The sequence below is a fragment of the Pseudomonas sp. SDO524_S393 genome (genome assembly GCF_054071875.1).
Window position 1 is genome coordinate 22,305 of record NZ_JBSVVZ010000025.1, and the last position, 20,375, is coordinate 42,679.

At 61.8% G+C, this 20,375-nt stretch carries 17 protein-coding genes and 1 pseudogene; 5 read left to right on the forward strand and 13 right to left on the reverse strand.

The genetic code is table 11. The features are described from left to right. Positions 1-66: 66 nt before the first annotated feature. Positions 67-513, reverse strand: a complete 447-nt coding sequence (locus tag ACW9IB_RS13360) for a DUF4879 domain-containing protein (protein WP_457413989.1) — start codon at positions 511-513, stop codon at positions 67-69. A 173-nt stretch (positions 514-686) separates the two neighbouring features. Between ACW9IB_RS13360 and ACW9IB_RS13365 the strand changes: the two genes are divergently transcribed. Both ACW9IB_RS13365 and trmA read left to right on the forward strand, forming a co-directional pair. Continuing rightward, entirely contained in the window at positions 687-1,982 is a 1,296-nt protein-coding gene (locus tag ACW9IB_RS13365) for an NCS2 family permease (RefSeq protein ID WP_457367676.1), read from the forward strand. Beyond that, complete coding sequence (trmA, locus tag ACW9IB_RS13370) at positions 1,979-3,058, forward strand: tRNA (uridine(54)-C5)-methyltransferase TrmA (protein WP_457413991.1); 1,080 nt, start codon at positions 1,979-1,981, stop codon at positions 3,056-3,058. The genes ACW9IB_RS13365 and trmA overlap by 4 nt, the downstream gene beginning before the upstream one ends. Here trmA and ACW9IB_RS13375 read toward each other — a convergent pair. The 9 genes and pseudogenes from ACW9IB_RS13375 to ACW9IB_RS13415 form a co-directional block, all read right to left on the reverse strand. Next, entirely contained in the window at positions 3,041-3,511 is a 471-nt protein-coding gene (locus ACW9IB_RS13375; RefSeq protein WP_457413992.1) for a DUF2442 domain-containing protein, read from the reverse strand. The two genes, trmA and ACW9IB_RS13375, sit on opposite strands and share 18 nt — an antisense overlap. Continuing rightward, positions 3,508-3,737, reverse strand: a pseudogene (locus ACW9IB_RS13380) (DUF4160 domain-containing protein). Before ACW9IB_RS13380 ends, ACW9IB_RS13375 begins: the two are co-directional and overlap by 4 nt. A gap of 137 nt (positions 3,738-3,874) precedes the next feature. Continuing rightward, entirely contained in the window at positions 3,875-5,203 is a 1,329-nt protein-coding gene (locus ACW9IB_RS13385; RefSeq protein WP_457367680.1) for a TolC family outer membrane protein, read from the reverse strand. After that, on the reverse strand, positions 5,200-6,525 hold the full coding sequence (locus tag ACW9IB_RS13390) for an HlyD family type I secretion periplasmic adaptor subunit (RefSeq protein ID WP_457413994.1): 1,326 nt from the start codon (positions 6,523-6,525) through the stop codon (positions 5,200-5,202). Before ACW9IB_RS13390 ends, ACW9IB_RS13385 begins: the two co-directional genes overlap by 4 nt. After that, complete coding sequence (locus ACW9IB_RS13395) at positions 6,522-8,264, reverse strand: type I secretion system permease/ATPase (protein ID WP_457413995.1); 1,743 nt, start codon at positions 8,262-8,264, stop codon at positions 6,522-6,524. The genes ACW9IB_RS13390 and ACW9IB_RS13395 overlap by 4 nt, the downstream gene beginning before the upstream one ends. A 168-nt stretch (positions 8,265-8,432) precedes the next feature. Next, the gene (locus ACW9IB_RS13400; protein ID WP_457367683.1) at positions 8,433-9,062 is read right to left on the reverse strand and encodes a heme acquisition protein HasA; all 630 of its coding nucleotides are present in this window, start codon (positions 9,060-9,062) and stop codon (positions 8,433-8,435) included. Between the two features lie 103 nt (positions 9,063-9,165). After that, positions 9,166-11,922: a TonB-dependent hemoglobin/transferrin/lactoferrin family receptor gene (locus ACW9IB_RS13405; RefSeq protein WP_457413997.1), complete on the reverse strand. Its 2,757-nt coding sequence runs from the start codon at positions 11,920-11,922 to the stop codon at positions 9,166-9,168. A 159-nt stretch (positions 11,923-12,081) separates the two neighbouring features. Continuing rightward, complete coding sequence (locus tag ACW9IB_RS13410; RefSeq protein ID WP_457413998.1) at positions 12,082-13,080, reverse strand: FecR family protein; 999 nt, start codon at positions 13,078-13,080, stop codon at positions 12,082-12,084. Between the two features lie 63 nt (positions 13,081-13,143). After that, the gene (locus tag ACW9IB_RS13415) at positions 13,144-13,665 is read right to left on the reverse strand and encodes an RNA polymerase sigma factor (RefSeq protein WP_457367686.1); all 522 of its coding nucleotides are present in this window, start codon (positions 13,663-13,665) and stop codon (positions 13,144-13,146) included. 216 nt (positions 13,666-13,881) lie between these two features. On the opposite strand from ACW9IB_RS13415, the gene aroQ reads away from it, so the two are divergent. Beyond that, on the forward strand, positions 13,882-14,322 hold the full coding sequence (gene aroQ / locus ACW9IB_RS13420) for a type II 3-dehydroquinate dehydratase (RefSeq protein WP_457413999.1): 441 nt from the start codon (positions 13,882-13,884) through the stop codon (positions 14,320-14,322). 5 nt (positions 14,323-14,327) lie between these two features. After that, positions 14,328-15,176 carry a shikimate dehydrogenase gene (locus ACW9IB_RS13425; protein WP_457414000.1) on the forward strand — a complete coding sequence of 283 codons (849 nt, stop codon included), beginning with the start codon at positions 14,328-14,330 and terminating at the stop codon, positions 15,174-15,176. Positions 15,177-15,312: 136 nt separating this feature from the next. Here ACW9IB_RS13425 and ACW9IB_RS13430 read toward each other — a convergent pair whose 3' ends face one another. Together ACW9IB_RS13430 and quiC are read right to left on the reverse strand one after the other, a co-directional pair. Further along, positions 15,313-15,954 carry a TetR/AcrR family transcriptional regulator gene (locus ACW9IB_RS13430; protein WP_457414030.1) on the reverse strand — a complete coding sequence of 214 codons (642 nt, stop codon included), beginning with the start codon at positions 15,952-15,954 and terminating at the stop codon, positions 15,313-15,315. A gap of 77 nt (positions 15,955-16,031) precedes the next feature. Continuing rightward, on the reverse strand, positions 16,032-17,933 hold the full coding sequence (gene quiC, locus ACW9IB_RS13435) for a 3-dehydroshikimate dehydratase QuiC (protein ID WP_457414001.1): 1,902 nt from the start codon (positions 17,931-17,933) through the stop codon (positions 16,032-16,034). Between the two features lie 211 nt (positions 17,934-18,144). Here quiC and ACW9IB_RS13440 point away from each other — a divergent pair, with 211 nt between their 5' ends. Beyond that, entirely contained in the window at positions 18,145-19,479 is a 1,335-nt protein-coding gene (locus tag ACW9IB_RS13440) for an MFS transporter (RefSeq protein ID WP_457414002.1), read from the forward strand. A gap of 1 nt (position 19,480) precedes the next feature. On the opposite strand, the gene ACW9IB_RS13445 is transcribed toward ACW9IB_RS13440, so the two are convergent. Then, the gene (locus tag ACW9IB_RS13445; protein WP_457367692.1) at positions 19,481-20,359 is read right to left on the reverse strand and encodes a DMT family transporter; all 879 of its coding nucleotides are present in this window, start codon (positions 20,357-20,359) and stop codon (positions 19,481-19,483) included. Positions 20,360-20,375: the final 16 nt, after the last annotated feature.

Consider the following 20,375-nt stretch of genomic DNA (forward strand, 5'->3'; position numbering starts at 1 on the left):
GCGTTCAGGAAAGTCGCCGTCTCAGGGGTACGACTTCCCGGGGTATCGAGCGTTCAAGGGGATTGATCAGCGGATGTTGAACTGGGTGCTGAGCGTGTTGCGCGGAGGGTTGATCGACGAATTGCTGTATTCGAACCACCCCGGGGCTTCGACATTCAGACTGAACACATAGATGTAGCCCATCAGGGTGCCTGCGCCGTTGCACACCTGGCTGATGTTGCCCACCTGGCACACAGGGGTGCGCGTGCCGTCCAGCTCGGCGCCGTCGAAGCGCCCCATCGGGTTGTTGCCCAGGCCGACTTCCATCACCGAAACCTGGGTGGGCCCACGGTGTGTGCACATCTGCGTGCTTTGCGCACGCTCGGGGATAATTTCCTTGCACACTGCCGACTCGACCTTGACCACGCGCACCTCGCTCAAGGGCGGTGCAGTCGCGCCCCAGGCCGGTGCTGCCGCGAGCAACAGGCTGATACAGGGGATCAGAGCTAGACTCCACGGGCTGGCGTTTTTCATGTTGCAGTCGACCTTCGTTTAAACGTCGGCGCAGTATGCCTCATGGTCTCTGCTGCTGGTATGATGCGCCGCTTTTTCCGAACCTCTCTGAAACCACAGGCGCTTGGCGCAGTTTGTGCTTTGACTTAGAGGTCAACAAATAACGACGCCACAGAGCGTCACAGGGAGCAGGCATGCTGGAAAAGCTGTTTCAACTCAAGGCACACAACACCAACGTGCGCACCGAGATTCTCGCGGGCGTCACCACCTTCCTGGCCATGGCCTACATCCTGTTTGTGAACCCGAGCATCCTCGGCGAGACCGGCATGGACAAGGGCGCGGTGTTTGTCGCCACCTGCCTGGCAGCGGCCATTGGTTCGACCGTGATGGGCCTGATCGCCAACTACCCGATCGCCCTCGCGCCGGGCATGGGTCTCAACGCCTTCTTTACCTACACCGTGGTGCTGCACATGGGCCACACCTGGCAGGTGGCGCTGGGTGCGGTGTTCATTTCGGCCGTGCTGTTCTTCCTGCTGTCGATCTTCCGCATCCGTGAGTGGATCATCAACAGCATCCCCCTGCCCCTGCGCTCGGCGATTGCCGCCGGTATCGGCCTGTTCCTGGCGCTGATCGCACTGCACAACGCCGGTATCGTGGTCAGCAACCCGGCCACCATGGTGGGCCTGGGCGACCTGAAACAACCGGCGCCGATCCTCGCCACCCTCGGTTTCGCGCTGATCGTCGCGCTGGAAGCCCTGGCCGTGCGCGGCGCAGTGCTGATCGGCATCCTCGCGGTGACTATCGTCTCCATCGCCCTGGGCTTCACCCCGTTCGGCGGCGTGACCTCGATGCCACCGTCCCTGGCGCCGACCTTCCTGCAACTGGATATCAAAGGCGCGCTGGATATCGGCCTGGTCAGCGTGATCTTCGCCTTCCTGTTCGTTGATTTGTTCGACAACTCCGGCACCCTGATCGGCGTAGCCAAGCGCGCCGGCCTGATGGGCAAGGACGGGCACATGCCGAAAATGGGCCGTGCACTGATCGCCGACAGCACCGCCGCCATGGCCGGTTCCCTGCTGGGCACCTCGACCACCACCAGCTACATCGAATCGGCTGCTGGCGTGAGCGCCGGTGGCCGTACCGGCCTCACCGCCATCGTGGTCGCGATCCTGTTCCTGCTGGCGCTGTTCTTCTCGCCGCTGGCCGCCAGCGTTCCGGCTTTTGCCACCGCTCCGGCACTGCTGTTTGTAGCAGTGCTGATGACTTCGGGCCTGGCAGAAATTGACTGGGATGACATCACCGTTGCAGCGCCGGTGGTGATCACCGCCCTGGCGATGCCCTTCACTTACTCCATCGCCAACGGCATCGCCTTCGGTTTCATCGCCTGGACCGCCATCAAGCTGCTTTCGGGCCGCTACCGTGAGCTGAACCCGGCGCTGGTGATTCTGTCGATTCTGTTCGTGATCAAGCTGGGCTGGTTCAACGCATGACTTTTGACGCCGCACGCTACACCGTACAACTGCAAGACAAGGTCACGCGCCTGCGTGACCTGCTGGCACCGTTCGATGCCCCCGAGCCGCAAGTGTTCGACTCGCCGCTGCAGCACTTTCGCCTGCGCGCGGAGTTCCGCCTGTGGCGCGAGGGCGGTGAGCGCCATTACGCGATGTTCTCCCAGGACGACAAACGCACGCCGATCCTGATCGAAGAGTTCCCCATCGCAAGCACCCGCATCAACCAGTTGATGCCGCGACTCAAGGCTGCCTGGCAAGCCAGTGCCGCCCTGAGTCACAAGCTGTTCCAGGTGGAGTTTCTGACTACCCTGGCGGGCGACGCGATGATCACCCTGTGCTATCACCGCCCACTGGACGAGCATTGGCACGCCGCCGCCAACCAGCTGGCGACTGACTTGAACGTGAGCATCATCGGCCGCTCCAAGGGCAAGCGCGATGTGATCGGCCACGACTACGTCGTTGAAAAGCTCGAAGTCGGTGGCCGCACGTTCAGCTATCGCCAACCCGAAGGCGCCTTCACCCAGCCCAACGGCACGGTGAACCAGAAGATGCTCAACTGGGCATATGAAGCACTGGGCGATCGCCCGGATGATTTGCTGGAGCTGTACTGCGGCAATGGCAATTTCACCCTGCCTCTGGCCACTCGGGTGCGCAGGGTGCTGGCGACTGAAATCAGCAAGACGTCAGTCAATGCGGCCCTCAGCAATCTCGATGAAAACGCGGTGGAAAACGTCACGCTGGTGCGCCTGTCTGCCGAAGAACTCACCGAAGCGCTGAATGAAGTGCGACCGTTCCGCCGCCTGCACGGCATCGACCTGAAGAGCTACGAATTCGGCAGCGTGTTCGTCGACCCGCCCCGCGCCGGCATGGACCCGGACACCTGCGAACTGACCCGGCGCTTCGACAACATCCTGTACATCTCCTGCAACCCGGAGACATTGGCGGCGAACATTGCGCAATTGCATGACACGCACACAATCACCAAGTGTGCGATGTTTGATCAATTCCCGTGGACGCACCATATGGAATCCGGCGTCTTACTGACTCGGCGGTAACTCAGCGTCCTCCGGTTCCTTCTTGCGCGGCCGTCCGCCCTTCTTGCCATTGGCGCGGGCGGCGGCGGCTTTGGCGGCGCTGCGCTTGCGGCCGTTGCGCGAGGCGACCAGGCTCACGGCCAAGTCCATCAGAGGCTTGCTTGTGGCAATCAGACCCGTGACCGAAACATCCAGGTCCTGGGGTTCACAGCACAGCGCCTTGCCGCCAAAGCCGACTTCCAGTTGCTCAAAATCCTCCAAGGAAAACCCTTCGAACTCGGGCAGGCCAGTCACCGGCAGTACCACGCGACTGCCGTCGCTGAAGCCGATGGAAATACAGTTGTCTTCATAACGCACCGAGCTGGCGCGGGCATAAAGGTGCCGTGTCTTGCGCCCTCGGGCTATCGCCTTCTCGACGTCGGCCTCAGTGAGCGGTTTATCGGGTACGGCTTTGGCTTTTACGATTTGCTTCATAGTTCTATCTCCACAAAACCCGGCGCCCTGACCAGATTCAAAATTGTCCGTTGCGCTACAACATCGTGCCTGGCGCTTGCGATGACATGGGCTCCACGTCCCCATCCAGGAAACTGAAACGAAAACGGGCATCCCAATCGTTCCCCCTGACATGCACATGGGGCGGGCAATGCTCATCCCTGATAAACACCGAAATCACATATCCCTTGTAAGCGCCTACTCTCATCGCAACCCATCTGTTAGGTTATTTTTCGCCAGGTAACAATTTTTTCCCGTGTCACCCGACAACCGGCTCCTGCGTCCCGAAGCTGTTTCACAGATTAGTCAGCACAAAAAACCCGGCGAATGCCGGGTTGTAACCACTCATGCCGAGGGCTGGAAATACCCTGCCAACGCCCGCAAGTCCTGCTCGCTCAGCAACCCCGCGTAATACTTCAGCTGAATACGCGCCAGCAAATATGCATGCCGCGCATTCGCCAGGTCGCGGCGGGCGGTGAAAAGTTGTTGCTCGGCGTCCAGCACGTCGAGGTTGACGCGCTCACCGCCGGTGACGCTTTTGCGGGTGGCGGCCACCAGCGCCGTCGCCGAGCTGACGGCCATTTCATAGGCGCGTACTTTGGCCGCGCCACTGGTGTTGAGGTTGAACTGTTTGCGCAACTCCACCAGCGTGGCCGAGGTTTGCGCGTCCAACTCGTATTGGGCCTGGGACAGCTGGTTCGCCGCCTGGCGCGTGGACGCCGACACCGAGCCACCGGCGAACAGCGGCAGGCTTACTTGAATGCCCACGCTGTTGGTGTCGTACTTCTGGTTGTAGCTGCTTTCCGAGTCGGAGCTGGTCTGGCGACTGCTGGCATAGAGGCTGACCTTGGGTAAATGGCCGGCGCGTTTGCGCTCCACTTCATAGGAGGCCACGTCCAGCGCGTGGTGCTGGGATTTCAGCTCCGGGTTATTGGCCATGGCCAGTTCGCGCCAGGCTTCGAAACGGTTGGGTTGCAGCGGCGCGACGTCGAACTGACGGGTCAGCGGCACCAGCGCTTCGATCTGCAAGGGTTGACCGACGATGGCTTCCAGCTCGCGCAAGGCGCTGTCCTGGGCATCCAGCGACTCGATTTCTTCTGCCTGGGCCAGACTCAAGCGCGCCTGGGTTTCCAGCACGTCGGTGCGTGTGCCTTCACCCCCCTTGAGCAAGCGATCGTTGAGTTGCAGGCGCTCGGCCAGGGCGCGTTTCTGCGCACGGCTCAGTTCGATGCGTTCCTGGGCCAGCAGCGCCTGGCTGTAGGCACTGAGCACCCGCACCGCCAGTTCCTGGCTCTTGCCGCGAAAACGCTCATCGGCCATCAGCGCCTGGGCAGTGCCCTGACGAAAACGTGCGTACGCCTCGTAATCCAGCAGGGGCTGTTGCAGGGTCAGGGTCGAGGCATAGCTGCGGTAATCGCGGTCAGTGCTGACATTGCCCACGGCGGTACTTTGGGTCACCTCGGACTCGTTGCGCGAGTTGTTGTAGCTCCAGGACAGGTTCGGCAACAACGCCGAACGACCGATCACGCGGTTCTCTTCGCCGGCCTCACGCTCCTGAATCGCCGCCTGAAACGTCGGATCATTGCGCAGGGCAAGGTCATAGGCGTCCATCAATCCCAAGGCGCTTGCGGTCGGTGCCACACCCAGACACAGGGTAAAAAACAACGCCTTCATTCTTCCACCAGCGCCATGTGGGTACGATCCAGCAACGGTTTGAACAAGTAGTTGAGCATTGAGCGCTCCCCCGTCTTGACGAAGGTTTCCACCGGCATGCCCGGGCGGATCTGCACGCCGTCGAGTTGCTGCATACCCGCCGCGCTGACCTGGGCGCGCAGCGTGTAATAAGGCTCCTCGGTGCGCTCATCCACCTGGCGGTCCGCCGACACCAGCGTGACCTCACCCGCCACCCGGGGCGTGGTGGCCTGGTTGAACGCGGAGAACAGCAGTTCCACCGGCAGGCCCGGGTGAACCTTGTCGACCAACTGCACCGGCACCCGCGCTTCCACCAACAGCGGTTCGCCCTGGGGCACGATGTCCATCAGCGCCTGGCCAGGCTTGATCACCCCGCCTTCGGTGTACACATCCAGCCCCACGACGACCCCGGACGCCGGCGCGCGTACCAGGCTGTTGGCCAGTTCGAACTCGGCCGAGGCCAGGCGATTGCGCAGGTCATCGCTGCGCGTGCGGGTCTCGGCCAACTGGCTGCGCAGATCTTTCTGGAAATCTTCGCCAAGCTGGCGGATGCGCAGGCGTAGCTCCAGCACCTGGCGCTGCAATTGGCCGATGCGGCCAAAATCCTCGGCGATGGTGCCGTCGATCTGGGCGTACAGCCGCTCGCTGTCGAGCAAGCGATTGCGCGGGATATAGCCTTCGCGCGCCAACTCGCGCAGACCTTGCAATTGCTCGCTCAAGGCCGCGCGCTGCTGGACCTTGCTGGCCTGGGAGTCCCGCGTGCCACGCAACTGCGCCTCGGCGCCGGCGATGGTTTCGCGCAGGCCTTGTTGCTCGGTGGCCAGTGCCTGGGCGCGGCTGCTGAACAGCTGGCGTTGCAGGTTCAGGGTGCTCGCCGCCTCCGGATCGTTGAGCAGTTCGGGCCCGAACGCGATCGCCGACAAGCCTTCGCTTTCCGCACTCAAGCGCGCTTCGCTGGCCAGTGACGCCAGGTACTGACTGCGCAAGGATTGCATCTGCCCACGCAACGGGGTTTCCTTCAGGCGCAGCAACACTTGACCGGCCTTGACCGCCTCACCATCACGTACCTCGATGCGTTCGACGATCCCGCCGGCCGGGTGCTGCACGGTCTTGCGATGGCCCGACACCATGACCTTGCCCGACACCGCCACGCCCTTGTCCAGAGGCGCCAGCGACGCCCAGCCGAGGAACCCGGCAAAACCGCCGAGTACCAACAGCCAGCCCAGGCGCGAATACTTTTTGTCATCCAGCGCCAGCACGTTGTTCGATGCTTCGCTGATCAACACCGGCCTGCTCGGATTCATGCCTGTTTTCCTTCACCAAGGCGGTAGCTCATGCTCAGGGTCGACACCGGTTTGGTCGCCGGTGCAGCGGGTTTCTGCCGCACTTCAAGCACCCGCGCCGTCGGGCCGAACGCCTGCAACTGGCCGTCCTTGAGGATCAGCAACTGGTCGGTCAAGGTCAGCACATTGGGTTTGTGCGTGATCAGGATCAGGGTGCGGCGCTGCTGCTTGAGTTGGGCGATGGCCTGGAGCAGCGCTTGCTCGCCCGCCTCGTCAAGGTTGGCGTTGGGCTCGTCCAGCACGATCAGCGCGGGCAGGCCGTACAGCGCACGCGCCAGCGCCACGCGTTGTTTCTGGCCACCGGACAGTCCCGCCCCGCCCTCCCCCAGTTGGGTGTCGTAGCCCTGGGGCAGTTGCAGGATCAGTTCGTGCACACCGGCCATTTGCGCGGCGGCGAGGACTTTGTCCGCCTCCACTTCGGCAAAGCGCGCGATGTTTTGCGCGATGCTGCCGGCAAACAGTTGGATGTCCTGGGGCAGGTAGCCGATATGCGGGCCGAGTTGCTGTTTGTCCCACTGGGCAAGGTCCGCGCCGTCCAGTCGCACCTTGCCGGCCAGCGGTGCCCAGGCGCCCACCAGCACGCGGGCCAACGTGGATTTGCCGCAACCCGACGGGCCGATCACTCCCAGCACATCGCCGGCCGGCAGACTGAAACCCAGGTTGGCCAACGCCGGTCGGCGGCTGCCGGGCGCGCAGGCGCTGACCTGCTCGACACTCAAATGGCCCTTGGGCGTGGGCAAGCTCATGCGCAGCGGGCGTGCCGGGTTCACCGCCAGCAACTCCGACAAACGCTCGTAGGCCAGGCGCGCCGAGCCCCATTGCTTCCATACGCCGATCAACTGGTCGATGGGCGTGAGCACGCGGCCCATCAGGATCGAACCGGCGATCATCATGCCCGGGGTGATATCCCCCTGCACCGCCAGCAACGCGCCCAGCCCCAGCACCAGCGACTGCAACGCCAGACGCACGCCTTTGGACCAGGCGGTGACCGCCGCGGTCTTTTCACTGGCCAGGTTCTGCTGCGCAAGAAATGCCTGGTGCTGGCCGAACCAACGCGCACGCAAGGTGCCGAGCATGCCCATGGCTTCGATGGTATCGGCATTGCGCAGGTTAGCCGTGGCCTGCTGACTGGCGCTGATGGACAGCTGGCTGGCCTGGGCCATCGGCGCCTGACTGACGTGATGGTTGACCCACGCCAACGCGATCAGTATCACCGCGCCGCCCAGGGCGAGCAGACCGAGCCAGGGGTGGAACAGGAAGATCACCAGCAGGTACACCGGAAACCACGGCGCATCGAAAAACGCGAACAGCGCCTGCCCGGTGGCGAACTGGCGCAAGGTGGTCAGGTCGTGCAACGCCTGGCCGGCGGCCTGGGTGCCGCCCTTGAGTTGCGCCTCGAACGCGGCGTCGTACACCCGCTGGTTCAGGCGCATGTCCATCTGCGTGCCGAGGCGGATCACCACTTGGCTGCGCACCCATTCCAGCGCGCCCATCAGGCCGAACAGGCCGAGGATCATCAGCGTCAGCATCAGCAGGGTCATCTGATTGCCCGAGGCCAGCACCCGGTCGTACACCTGCAGCATGTACAACGCCGGGGCCAGCATCAGCAGGTTGATCACCGCCGAGAACAGGCCGATGTTGAAGAAGCCACTTTTATAGGCCGTGAGGGCGGCCAGGGTTTCGTTGCCGGCGTGGCGCATCTGGGGATTCTCAAAGGGTTGAGCGTGCAGCGTCGTTGCGTTGACAGGTGAAACGACGCTGCTCAGAATTCGGCACCGCCGTCGCTTGAAGAGTTAGAAGGCTTGAGCGACGGCGGTGTAATACGGCGAATGGGAGAGTGATCTTCCATTCGCTTTTTTCATGCTGCGTCAGGCCGCGAGTGCGAAGTCCTGCGCTACATCCTGCACACCCACCAGCGCCACATCGGCGGTGGTCGAGGACGCTGCGTGAGCCGCAAGACCCGCAGAGATTTCGTCGAAGGTGCTGGCGGTGGAGAGGCTGGAGTCGATGGCGCCCAGCAGTTCGTTGAGCACGCCTTCCAGTGCGCTGGTGTTGCCTTGCATCAAGCCGTAGATCACGCTTTGAACTTCGTTGCCGGTGCGGCCCGCGCCTTCCGCGGCGAACAGGTCGAGACCGTTGAAGGCCACCTTGTAGGCGCTCAGGTCAAAATCACTGCCGTTGCCGCCGCTAAGGCCGGTGCCCAGCTCGACGTTATCCAGGTTGCCCCACAGGTAGTGGTTCAGGTTGCTGCTGGCAGGCAGCAGTGGATTGAACACATAGTGCAGGCCGTTGCTGGTGTTGCTGTCGGCGATGAACGCGTAGTCGGAATTGTTGGCGCCATGGGTCGAATACTGATCGCCACTGAAGGTGCCATTGCTGAAACCGCCAGTATTACCGGTGCCATGGCCTGCCGTGGCAAAACCCAGAGCCCAGTCCGACAGGTAGTCAGACAGCGAAGTAGTGCCCAGGTACGACTCGTAGCTAACAGAAATAGTCATCACTAAACCTCGTTATAAACAGCGCTAGTATCAGTACGCAGATGCGCACTTTTTGCCCAACCCTGGGCAAAACCGTGATTGATCCGGGGCCTCGGCCTCGGTATCAGAATTTGTATTCGAGCATCCCGCTCAACGTCCGCCCGCGAGCCAGGCTGAGGTTGTTGGCATCGCCCATGGCCACGAAGTAGGCCTCGTCGGTGGCGTTCTCCAGTGCCAGAGCGATGTTCAATTGATCGGTCATCCAGTAACTGGCGTAGACGTCATAGACGGTGTATTTGGGCCACACGGCCTGGTCGATGAACTGATAGCCCTGGTTGTTCAGGTTTTCCCCATTACCGGAGCTGTAGCGAACACGCACACCGGTATCCAGGCGCTTGTCCAGAAAGCGCGCGCCCAGCGTCAGCGACCCGCGATCAGCCGGGGTGTAGGTAGCATTCCCCATGATGCGGCCGCAGCTTTCCTTGGCATTGGCGACATCGTCATCCAGCACTTCATACCGAGTGACCGGACGGAACCCGATGGTGCCGTTGGGACGGGTGAACTGTTCGATAACGGTGGTGGTAGGACCGGCCTTCTTGGCGCCGCCCAGGTAGTAGTTCTTCGAGCAGAACTCGTTGCTGCCGATCATGTGGGTGTAGCTGAGGTTGGTATACGCCCGCCCCATGTCGTAGTTCAGTTGATACTCAAGCCCCCTGAACCGCGTGTCATTGAGGTTGTTGGTGTACGCCATGATCCCGTTGAAGCCGCCCACGGACGTCTCCGGCAGGCTCACGCTGGTGTTGAGAAAGGTGAAGTTCTTAATCTTCGTATCGAAATACGCCACCTTGATGCCCAGCCGGTCATCGTTGAAGAACAACGATTCCTTGAACACATTCATCCCCACTTCCCAATCACGGGACTCCTCAGGCTTGAGGTAAGGGTTGGGGAATACCCGCTCGCCCGTGCCACCACCATGGGGTCGACCGGTCATGAAGGTTTCGGTGACGGCCGGCGGACGCCAGCCCTTGCCCCAGCGGGTATAGAGTTGCAGCCAGTCGACGCCGGGCTTGATGCCCACACCAAAGGTTGGCGAAAAGCGCCCTTCCTCACGGTCGATGTCGAAAATGTCCTCGACGCGCCGGGCCGGCGTGCTGCTGGTGTAAAAACGATCGCGCTTGTAGAGCGTCATTCCCGTAACGCCTTCCAGTCGGTAGCGGTCGTAACGCAGCCCTGCATCCACGGTCAGCCAATCGTCGTATTCGTATTGCAGATTGTTGAAGAGACTGGCGATGGTGCGCTTGCCTTCCGGGTCGGCACTGGGGGTGTAGGGCAATGATCCGGTCGCGAGGACATTGCTCGACTCAACTTTATTGGTTCTGGGCTTGAAGGTGTCCTGATACATCTCCAGGCCATAGTTCCAGCTCAAGTGGCCCCCTGCGCCCAGGTCGAAGCGCGCGGTGTTTTCCCCTTGCAGGCCCCAGGTGTCGGTCTGGAAATGGTCGGTGTAGGGCGCGAAGTAGTTGCCCGAACTCAGCGACGCCACATTGGGCGCATTGGCCCGGTCCAGCTGGGTGGTGACGTAATAGAGCTTGGCCTTGAAGTCGATCAGCGGGTTGTCCGGGCTGTAGCTGTAGTCCAGCGCGACGTTTTTTGCGTTGAGATTGTTTTTGCTGGTGCGCAGGTAATAGGTGCTCAGCAGGTCATCGGCGATGTAGCCCCAGGAATCGTTGCTGTCGGTGTCGCTTTCCAGGTAGCTCAACTGCACGCGCTGGTCGTTGGGCAGGTTCAGGCCGAACTTGACGATCTGCGAGCGGGTCACGCTGCCGGTGTCGCCGACTTCGCTGTTCAACCAGTCGTCGAAGGCCGCCGGGGCGTATTTCCTGGCGCGCAGATTGGTGCCCAGGTTTTTGTCATTGTGGGTGCCGCCGCGATAGTTGCCGAAATGCCGCTCGCTGTAGCCCAGCAATACATCACCACGTTCATCGCCAAAGGCGAACACGCCGCTGCCGTTGAAGTTTGTGCCGTTGCCCAGCTCACCGATGCCGCTGCCGGCACGAACCCGTCCGCCGTAGGGTTTGCCGTCCTTGAGAAACTCGCTGGCGTCGAGGGTCTTGAACGACGCGATACCGCCCAACACCGCCGCGCCGCCCTGCCCCGACTGGCTGCCTTTGTCGATCTCGATGCTGGAGATGAACTCCGGGTCGATCAGCATCGTGCCGTTGCGTTGCTGGTGGCCGTTGACGTTGAAGTTCTGGCGCATGCCGTCGATGTTCATGTTCACACGGCCATAGTCCTGCACCCCGCGAATGTTCACGGACAGGCCGGGGTCGCGTTGATCGACGGCGGTGTAGACGCCCGCGGTTTCCTCCAGCATGTCGGCGGCGTGACGGGGCGGGCGTTTATCGATCATGTCACGGCTGATCACCGCCACCGACTTTGGGCTCTGGTACACCCAGTCACTGGCCTGGCCGTTGCTGCTGCCGGTGATGGTGGTGGTGCCCACGGTCATGGCGTCGTCATGCTCGGCGTTGACCCGATTGAGGGTAACCTGACGCTCGCCGGTGAAGCGGAACTCCACCGGCGCCCCGCCGAGCAATCGGCCAAGACCTTCCTGCACGCTGAAACGCCCCTTGAGCGGGGTGCTGCTCAATCCTTGCAGACGCTGGCTGTCGAACAACACTTGCAGACCTGCCTGATCGGCGAACGCCAGCACGGCACTGCCCAGGGCTTGCGCAGGGATATCGAACATCAGCATGGCGGGCTGGGCAGCACCGACCTGGGGCTGCGCGGCATACACCGGGGTCGTTGCGACGAATAGACCCAGGTGAATGGCCAGGGCTAACCGGCTACCGGTGATACGCCCCTTGGTGAGTGCTGACATTTCTGATTTTCCCTGCGCCAAGCGGTTTTTGTTTATGCGAATGCTTCTCACCTAGCAAGACGTACGAGGCGCGGGAAGTCAGTAAGACTTTTTTCAAGGTTTTTAAAATAAGGGGAGATTGGCGATGACAGGAGCCGGCATACGGCGCCTGTCAGCAGATCAATAAATCAGGCTGAGGCCCGCAAGATCCAGGCGTTGCACCTGAAGCTCCTGGGTCAGGGTCACGAGTGCGCTGTCGAGCATGTCGAGGCGGAACACACCGCTGACCTCACGATCACCCAGCGCCGAGTCGGCCAGCACCACGCGTCCGGGACGATAGCGATTGAGTTGTTCGATGACTTTGGCCAGTGGCTGGCGATCGAAGATCAACACGCCGCGCCGCCAACTGGTGGCACGCTCCACGTCGAACTGATCCATCGGCACCACGCCTTCCTGAGGGCTGTAGCGCGCGGCCTGGCCCTCTTTGAGTACCCGCTCGGAAGGGCCTTTTTTTGCCGGCGCCTGCATCGTGACTTCAACACTGTGTTGCAGCACGCCGACCCAGGCCTGGTGATCCTCTTCACGCTCCACCACAAAGCGCGTGCCCAAAGCTCGCGTCTGCCCGCCGGCACTCTGCACCACGAACGGGCGGGTTTCCTCACCCGCCCTCGGCGCCACGTCAAAGATCGCCGAGCCTTGCAACAGACTGATGCGCCGCTGTGCACCGTCGAAATCCAGCCGGATTGCACTGGCGGAATCCAGCTCCACCTTGCTGCCATCGGCCAGGTGCACCGTGCGTACTTCGCCTTTCTGCGTGACGTAATCGGCCTGCCACTGCAACAGCGCGTCCGGCCCGCGCAGCCAGCCAACCCCCGTGAGCACCACCACCAGCGCGACAGCCGCTGCACGTTGCCAGGGCCTGCGTCGCCTGGCGCGGCGCGCGGGCAACGGCGCCGAGGTCGGGCGCTGGCGATGTGGCGGTTCATCCTTGTATACATCACCCAGCGCCGACCAAGTCTGTTCGGCGAACCGCAATGCCGCCTCGTGACGACTGTCGCAGGCGATCCAGTGCTGCAGCTCGGCCTGCTCCTGTTCGGTCAGGGCACCGGCGTGCAGGCGCACCGCCCACTCGGCCGCCGCCTCGGTAATGCTGTGCTGTTGCGGACCCTGGCTATTCACGTGTGCATCTCGAATTTTTCGTTATGTAACGCTGTGACGTCTGAGGTGGCGCATTTCGGTAACTCATTCGTCGGGAGGCGCCACTTCGCCGTCCTGCAAGCGCTGCATCACATAGGCCAGGGCCTTGGCCAGGTGCTTTTGCACGGAGCTGTCGGAGATGTCCAGGTGCCGGGCAACCTGGGCGTGGGTCATACCTTCCATGCGGTTCAGACGGAAGATCTGCTGGGTGCGCTCCGGCAACTCCGCCAGTGCCTGCTTCAATGCCTGTCGCTGTTGCTGCGCCATTGCCTGAGCCTCCAACCCGGCCACTTCATCTTCAATCTCGGCCAGCGCCTCATGGGGCACGGAATCTGTCTTGCGCCGTGCTTCCTGGCGAATATGGTCGATCAGAAGATTGCTCGCCGTTCGATAGAGATAGCCTTGGGAGTTGTCGATGCGCTCACCGGCCGGCTTTTCGGCCAGGCGCAGGAAACTCTCCTGCACCAGGTCTGCGGCCAACTGCGGGTCCCGCACCTTGCGCGCCAGATACCCGCGCAGGGTATCGGCATGCTTGAGAAACAGGCCTTTGAGATCCACGTCCGACAAACCGACTCCCTGGAATGTTTAGGAAACAGGCGGGCATCTTAAGCGTTGTCGAGAATGATTTTCAATTGATATCTAATCTGATTCGTCCATGGGAAAGCTCTGATTGAGCGTTCGGTAATCGAACAGATCCCGCTCGGAAACCTGTGGATCAATTGACCAAACTAACCATTCAGTACATTTTACTTCCACAACCAACAATAACTGTGGACACCCCCTATGCCGCCGATCGTGCTGGTACTCAACGGCCCCAACCTCAACCTGCTCGGCACCCGCGAGCCCGCCACCTACGGTCATGAAACCCTGGCCGACATCGCCGCCCTGTGTGGTCGCAGCGCCGAGCAACTTGGGCTGAAGATCGAATTTCGCCAGACCAACCACGAAGGCGAACTGCTCGACTGGATCCACGGTGCCCGCGCCCGTTGCGCAGGTATCGTGATCAACCCGGCGGCCTGGACCCACACCTCGGTGGCAATTCGCGATGCGCTGGTGGCCAGTGAAGTGCCGGTGATCGAAGTGCACCTGTCCAACGTGCATGCGCGCGAGGCGTTTCGTCATCATTCCTTTGTGTCGCCCATTGCCAAGGCGGTGCTGGCCGGCTTCGGCAGCCACGGTTACCACCTGGCCCTGAGCCATTTCAGCCAGTTGCTGAAGGCATGAGCCCGATGAAGCCACGCATTCTCGCCGGCCTGATCGGTGCCGGCATCCAGGCCTCACGTACCCCGGCCCTGCATGAACAGGAAGGCGATGCCCAGGGCCTGCGCTACCTGTATCGCCTGATCGACCTGGAACCGCTGCGCCTGGAGGTCAACGCCCTGCCCGACCTGCTGGACGCCGCCGAGCTGATGCACTTCACCGGACTGAACATTACCTACCCGTGCAAGCAAGCGATCCTGCCCCTGCTCGATGAACTGTCTGACGAAGCCCGGGGCATCGGCGCGGTCAACACCGTGGTGTTCAAAGGCGGCAAGCGCATTGGCCACAACACCGATTGTCTGGGTTTTGCCGAAGGGTTCCGCCGCCATCTGAATGACGTTGCGCGCCGGAATGTCGTGCAGATGGGCGCGGGTGGTGCGGGTGCGGCGGTGGCCCATGCACTGCTGGCGGAGGGCGTGGAGCACTTGAGTCTTTTCGACGTGGACAGCACCCGCGCCCACGACCTTGTGGATAACCTGGCCAAGCGTTTCGGTGCCGGGCGCGCCCAGGTCGGCCATCACCTTGAACACGCCATGGCCGAAGCCGACGGCCTGGTCAATACCACCCCGATGGGCATGGCCAAGCTGCCCGGCACCCCTGTGTCGGCTACGCTGTTGCGGCCAGCGTTATGGGTGGCGGAAATCGTGTATTTCCCACTGGAAACCGAACTGCTGCGCGACGCCCGCGCCCTGGGTTGCCGCACGCTGGATGGCGGCAACATGGCGGTGTTCCAGGCGGTGAAAGCGTTTGAATTGTTCAGTGGCGAGGTGCCGGATGCCGACAGGATGCTTGCGCATTTTCAGAGCATGAATACCTGACTGACGAAACCGGATCAAAAATTGTGGGAGCTGGCTTGCCTGCGATAGCGATCTGTCAGTCACATCATCGTTGACTGAGACACCGCAATCGCAGGCAAGCCAGCTCCCACATTGAGTGTATTTCAAGCCGAGATTTTCAGGCCTGCAAGTAACGCATCACCGATTCGCAGATCATGTCGCGATGGCGCTGCTTGACCGCCTCATCCGACAACTCGATCTGAAAAATCTCACTGAACGTGTGGCGGTTGGAGACCCGGTAAAAGCTGAACGAGTTGATCAGCAAATGCACGTCCAACGGTTCCAGCCCCTCGCGGAACACACCCAGCTCGGCGCCCCGGCGCAACGTCGCGCCCAGCGCTTCGAGGATGTTGCTGTTCATCGCCTTGATCGCATCCGAGCGCTTCACGTACTCGGCATTGTGGATATTTTCGATGCTGACGATGCGCACGAAATCCACGTTCTGGTCGTGGTGATCGAAGGTGAATTCCACCAGCCGGCGGATCGCCTCGCGGGGCTCCAGCGCGGTGAGGTTCATGCGTGTTTCGGTGTTGCGGATATCGCCGTAGAGTTTTTCCAGCACCTCGACGTACAACTGCTCCTTGCTGCCGAAGTAGTAATAGATCATGCGCTTGGACGTGTGGATGCGCTCGGCGATGGCATCCACCCGGGCGCCGGACAGGCCCTGCTGGACAAACTCGACAATGGCTTCCTGGAGTATGTTTTCGCGGGTCTTTTCCGGATTGTTCTTACGACTCTTGCGGGGTGCCTCGGAGGTCATGGTGCGCTCACGGCCAGTGTTGTGCAGGCGGTGATTATGGGCCGCGGCGCCCGCCGAAGGAAGCACCTGGCCACTCGTTACAACCGCGCCTGGCGTGCCGCGCCACTGCGGGACTTGGCCATCGCCGCCAGGCGCACCGCCACGTTGGCCGCCCCGTAGCCCGCATAGCCGTTCTTGCGCTGGAGGATCTCGAAGAAAAACCGTCCTTCGAAGGCCTCGGTGTACACATGAAACAGCTCACCACCCTGGGCGTCACGGTCGTACAGCACGTTGTAGTACGCCAACTCGCTGAGGAATTCGTCGTCGAAATCGAAGCGCGCCGCCAGGTCGTCGTAATAGTTGAGCGGGATATCCAGCAGCGGTACCCCCGCCTCCTTGGCCCGGCGCACCTCGGCGAAAATATCCCCGCAATCGAAGGCAATATGGTGCACGCCCGAACCGCGATAGCTGGATAACGCGTGAGAAATGGCGGTGTTGCGGTTCTCGGAGATGTTCAGCGGCAGTCGAATGGAACTGCACCGGCTGCGCAACGCGCGGCTTTTCACCAGGCCGTAAGGGTCGGGCAACACCACTTCGTCATCCGCTTCAAAATCCAGCAGGCTCTTGTAGAACAGCACCCAGCTGTCGAGGCTGTCCGCCGGCAAGGCCATGGCCATATGGTCGATGCGCAACAATCCACCGCCGGACGATGCTGCCGGTTGCAGGTTGAAATCCGTGTCGTACAGCCCGCTTTCACCGGGGTCCACCAGGTAGATCAGGCTGCCGTCCGGCGCGCGCACCGCCGCCAGTTCCAACTCGTTCGGCCCGACCAGCCCGCGATACGGTTGGCCCTTGTAAGCCACCGCGCGCTCCAGCGCCTTGGTGCTGTCCTTGACCCGCAGCGCGGTGGCGCACAGCGACGGCCCATGGGCTTCGAAAAAGTTGTGGGCAAAGGAATAGGGTTCGCAATTGAGGATCAGGTTGATATCGCCCTGGCGCAGCAGACTCACACTCTTGGAGCGGTGCTGCCCGGCCTTGACGAACCCCAGGCGCTCCAGCCAGTGAGTCAGCTTGGCGCCGAGGCTTTCGTCCACGGCAAACTCCAGGAATTCGATACCGTCATAGGCGCTGGCCGCCGGGGTATCAAACAGCATCTCGAGCGGTTGCGCTGGCGCGTTCTGCTGCAAGCGCTCGCGGGTTTTCTCTTCCAGGTACAGCAACGAGCGCAAGCCATCCGCTGCATTCGCGCGGGTCGGCGCGGCGCGGAAACCATCGTTGAAGATTTCCAGGGACAACGGCCCGGTATAGCCACTCTGGAGGATCGGCGCGAGAAACCCCGCCAGGTCGAATTCGCCCTGCCCCGGGAAGCAACGGAAATGCCGGCTCCACTCCAGCACGTCCATGGCCAGGATCGGTGCGTCGGCCATTTGCACAAAGAAGATCTTGTCACCGGGAATCTCGGCGATGGCGCTGGGGTCGCCCTTGAGCGACAAGGTATGAAAACTGTCCAGCAACACGCCAAGGCTGGGATGGTCCACCTGACGCACCAGGTTCCACACCTGCTGCCAGGTGTTCACATGCTTGCCCCAGGCCAGCGCCTCATAACCGATCCGCATGCCACGCCGCCCGGCGCGCTCGGCCAACAGGCTCAAGTCATCCAGCAGAATGCGCTCATCGCCCACGCAATCGGCCGACGCATTGCTGCACACCAGCACCAGGTCGGTGCCCAGTTCCTGCATCAAGTCGAACTTGCGTTCGGCGCGTTCCAGGTTGCGGGCCAGGCGGTCGCGGCGGCAGCCTTCGAAGTCGCGAAACGGCTGGAACAAGGTAATGGCGATGCCCAGGTCAGCGCACATTTGCCTAACTTCCCTTGGGCTGCCGTCGTAATACAACAGGTCGTTTTCGAAGATCTCGACGCCGTCGAATCCGGCGGCGGCGATGGCTTCGAGTTTTTCCGGCAGGGTGCCGCTCAAGGAAACGGTGGCAATGGAACGTTGCATGGGCGACTCCCGGCAATAGTTGTTTGCGGCAAATTATTGGCCCCTTGCCTACCCGCAGCAATTAAAATGTACGAACCGGTTAGTTTTTGGTGCGATTATCGAACACTATGCCCCTTTGGCGAATTGACGATTTTTTAACCGCTACGCACCATCGACGCAGCAACAAGACCCAGAACACACCATAAAAATTTCAAAAAACGGGTACGACCTCATGCCTCTGCAAAACTCCGTCCTGGCCGCACGCCCGGGCAACCCGCACGCCGGCATCGGCGACAAGATCCGCGGCGCCCTGGCCGTGGGCAAAACCCGCTGGGGCATGCTGGCCCTGGTGTTTTTCGCCACCACCCTGAACTACATCGACCGCGCCGCCCTGGGCGTGATGCAACCGATCCTGGCCAAGGAAATGAGCTGGACGGCCATGGACTACGCCAACATCAATTTCTGGTTCCAGGTGGGCTACGCGATTGGCTTTGTGCTGCAAGGCCGCTTGATCGACCGTATCGGCGTGAAACGCGTGTTCTTCTGCGCGGTGCTGTTGTGGAGCCTGGCCACCGGCGCCCACGGCCTGGCCACGTCGGCGGTCGGCTTTATGGTCTGCCGTTTCATTCTCGGGCTGACCGAGGCGGCCAACTACCCGGCCTGCGTGAAGACCACTCGCCTGTGGTTCCCCGCCGGAGAGCGCGCAGTGGCCACCGGCATCTTCAACGCCGGTACCAACGTCGGCGCGATGATGACGCCGATGCTGCTGCCGCTGATCCTCCACGTGTGGGGCTGGCAGGCGGCGTTTCTGTGCATGTCGGCACTCGGCGGCATCTGGTTGCTGTGCTGGGGCCTGAAGTACTTCAACCCGGAAGACCATCCCCACGTCAAACCGTCAGAGCTGGCCTACGTGCAGCAACAGGCCGAGCCGGAACAACCCCGCGTGCCGTTCAGCCGTATCCTGCGCATGCGCGGCACCTGGGCCTTCGCCCTCGCCTATTCGATGACCGCGCCGGTGTTCTGGTTCTACCTGTACTGGCTGCCGCCGTTCCTGAACCAGCAATACAACCTGGGCATCAACGTGACGCAGATGGGCATCCCGCTGATCATCATCTACCTGACCGCCGACTTCGGCAGCATCGGCGGGGGCATTCTGTCGTCGTTCCTGATCGGTCGCGGCATGAACCCGATCAAGGCCCGGCTGCTGTCGATGCTGCTGTTCGCCTGCTGCATCGTCGGCGTGATCATGGCCGCCGGCTCCAGCCAGCTGTGGGTCGCGGTGTTCGCCATCTCCCTGGCCATCGGTGCGCACCAGGCCTGGACCGCCAACATCTGGAGCCTGGTGATGGACTACACGCCCAAGCACATGATGAGCACCGTGTTCGGTTTCGGCGGGATGTGCGCGGCCATCGGCGGCATGTTCATGACCCAACTCGTCGGCCACATTCTCACGGTGACGAACAACAACTACACCGTGCTGTTCACCCTGATTCCGGCGATGTACTTCATTGCGCTGACCTGGATGTATTTCATGGCGCCGCGCAAGATTCCTACCGTCGAGGTCTGAGTCAACGCCGCCGCTGCTGCCACGCAGCGGCGAGCCCGCTCATGCAGATCACCCCGATGCCGACCACCGTGGTCACATCGGGGGTATGGGCAAATACCAACCAGCCCAGCAACCCCGCGAACACAATCTGGCAATAGCCGAACGGTGCCAGCAACGCCGGTGCCGCGAAGCGGAACGCCTGGGTCAGCAGCAGGTGCGCGGTCATCCCGCAGGTGCCCAGCGCCAGCATCATCACCGCGTGCCACAGGCTCGGCACTTGCCAGAAGAACGGCACCAGCGCACTCATCACCAGGGTATTGCACAGGCCGGCGAAAAAGTTGCTGGTGGTGGGGGTGTCGTATTGGCTGAGGATGCGCGTGAGCAGTTGGTAGAAGCAGAAAAACAGCGCCGAACACAGTGGCAGCAGCACCGCCGGGGTGAAGAGCTCACCGCCGGGATGGATGATCACCAGCACGCCGATGAAACCACAGATCACCGCCAGCCATTGGCCACGGGTGACACGCTCGCCCAGCAGCGGTACGGAAAGGGCGGTGACGAGGATCGGTGCCAGGAAGTTCACCGCCGTGGCTTCCGCCAGGGGGATGTAATGCAGCGCCGAGGTGAAAAACAGGCTGGTGCCCAACAGGCACAACGCCCTGATCACCTGAAGCAGCGGGCGCTTGCTGCGCAGCACGCGCAAACCCGATTGCGGCAGGAAGATGCCGGCCATCAACAAGGTATGCACCAGGTACCTCGCCCACACCACCATCACGATCGGATAGAACCCGGCCAGGTACTTGGAAAGTGCGTCGTGGCTGGAGAACAGAAACGTCGCCACCACAATCAGCACAATGCCTTTGAAGGGGTGATTGACGCCGGAAAGCGGGGTACTGAGGGTCATTGAATTCTCTTGCGTG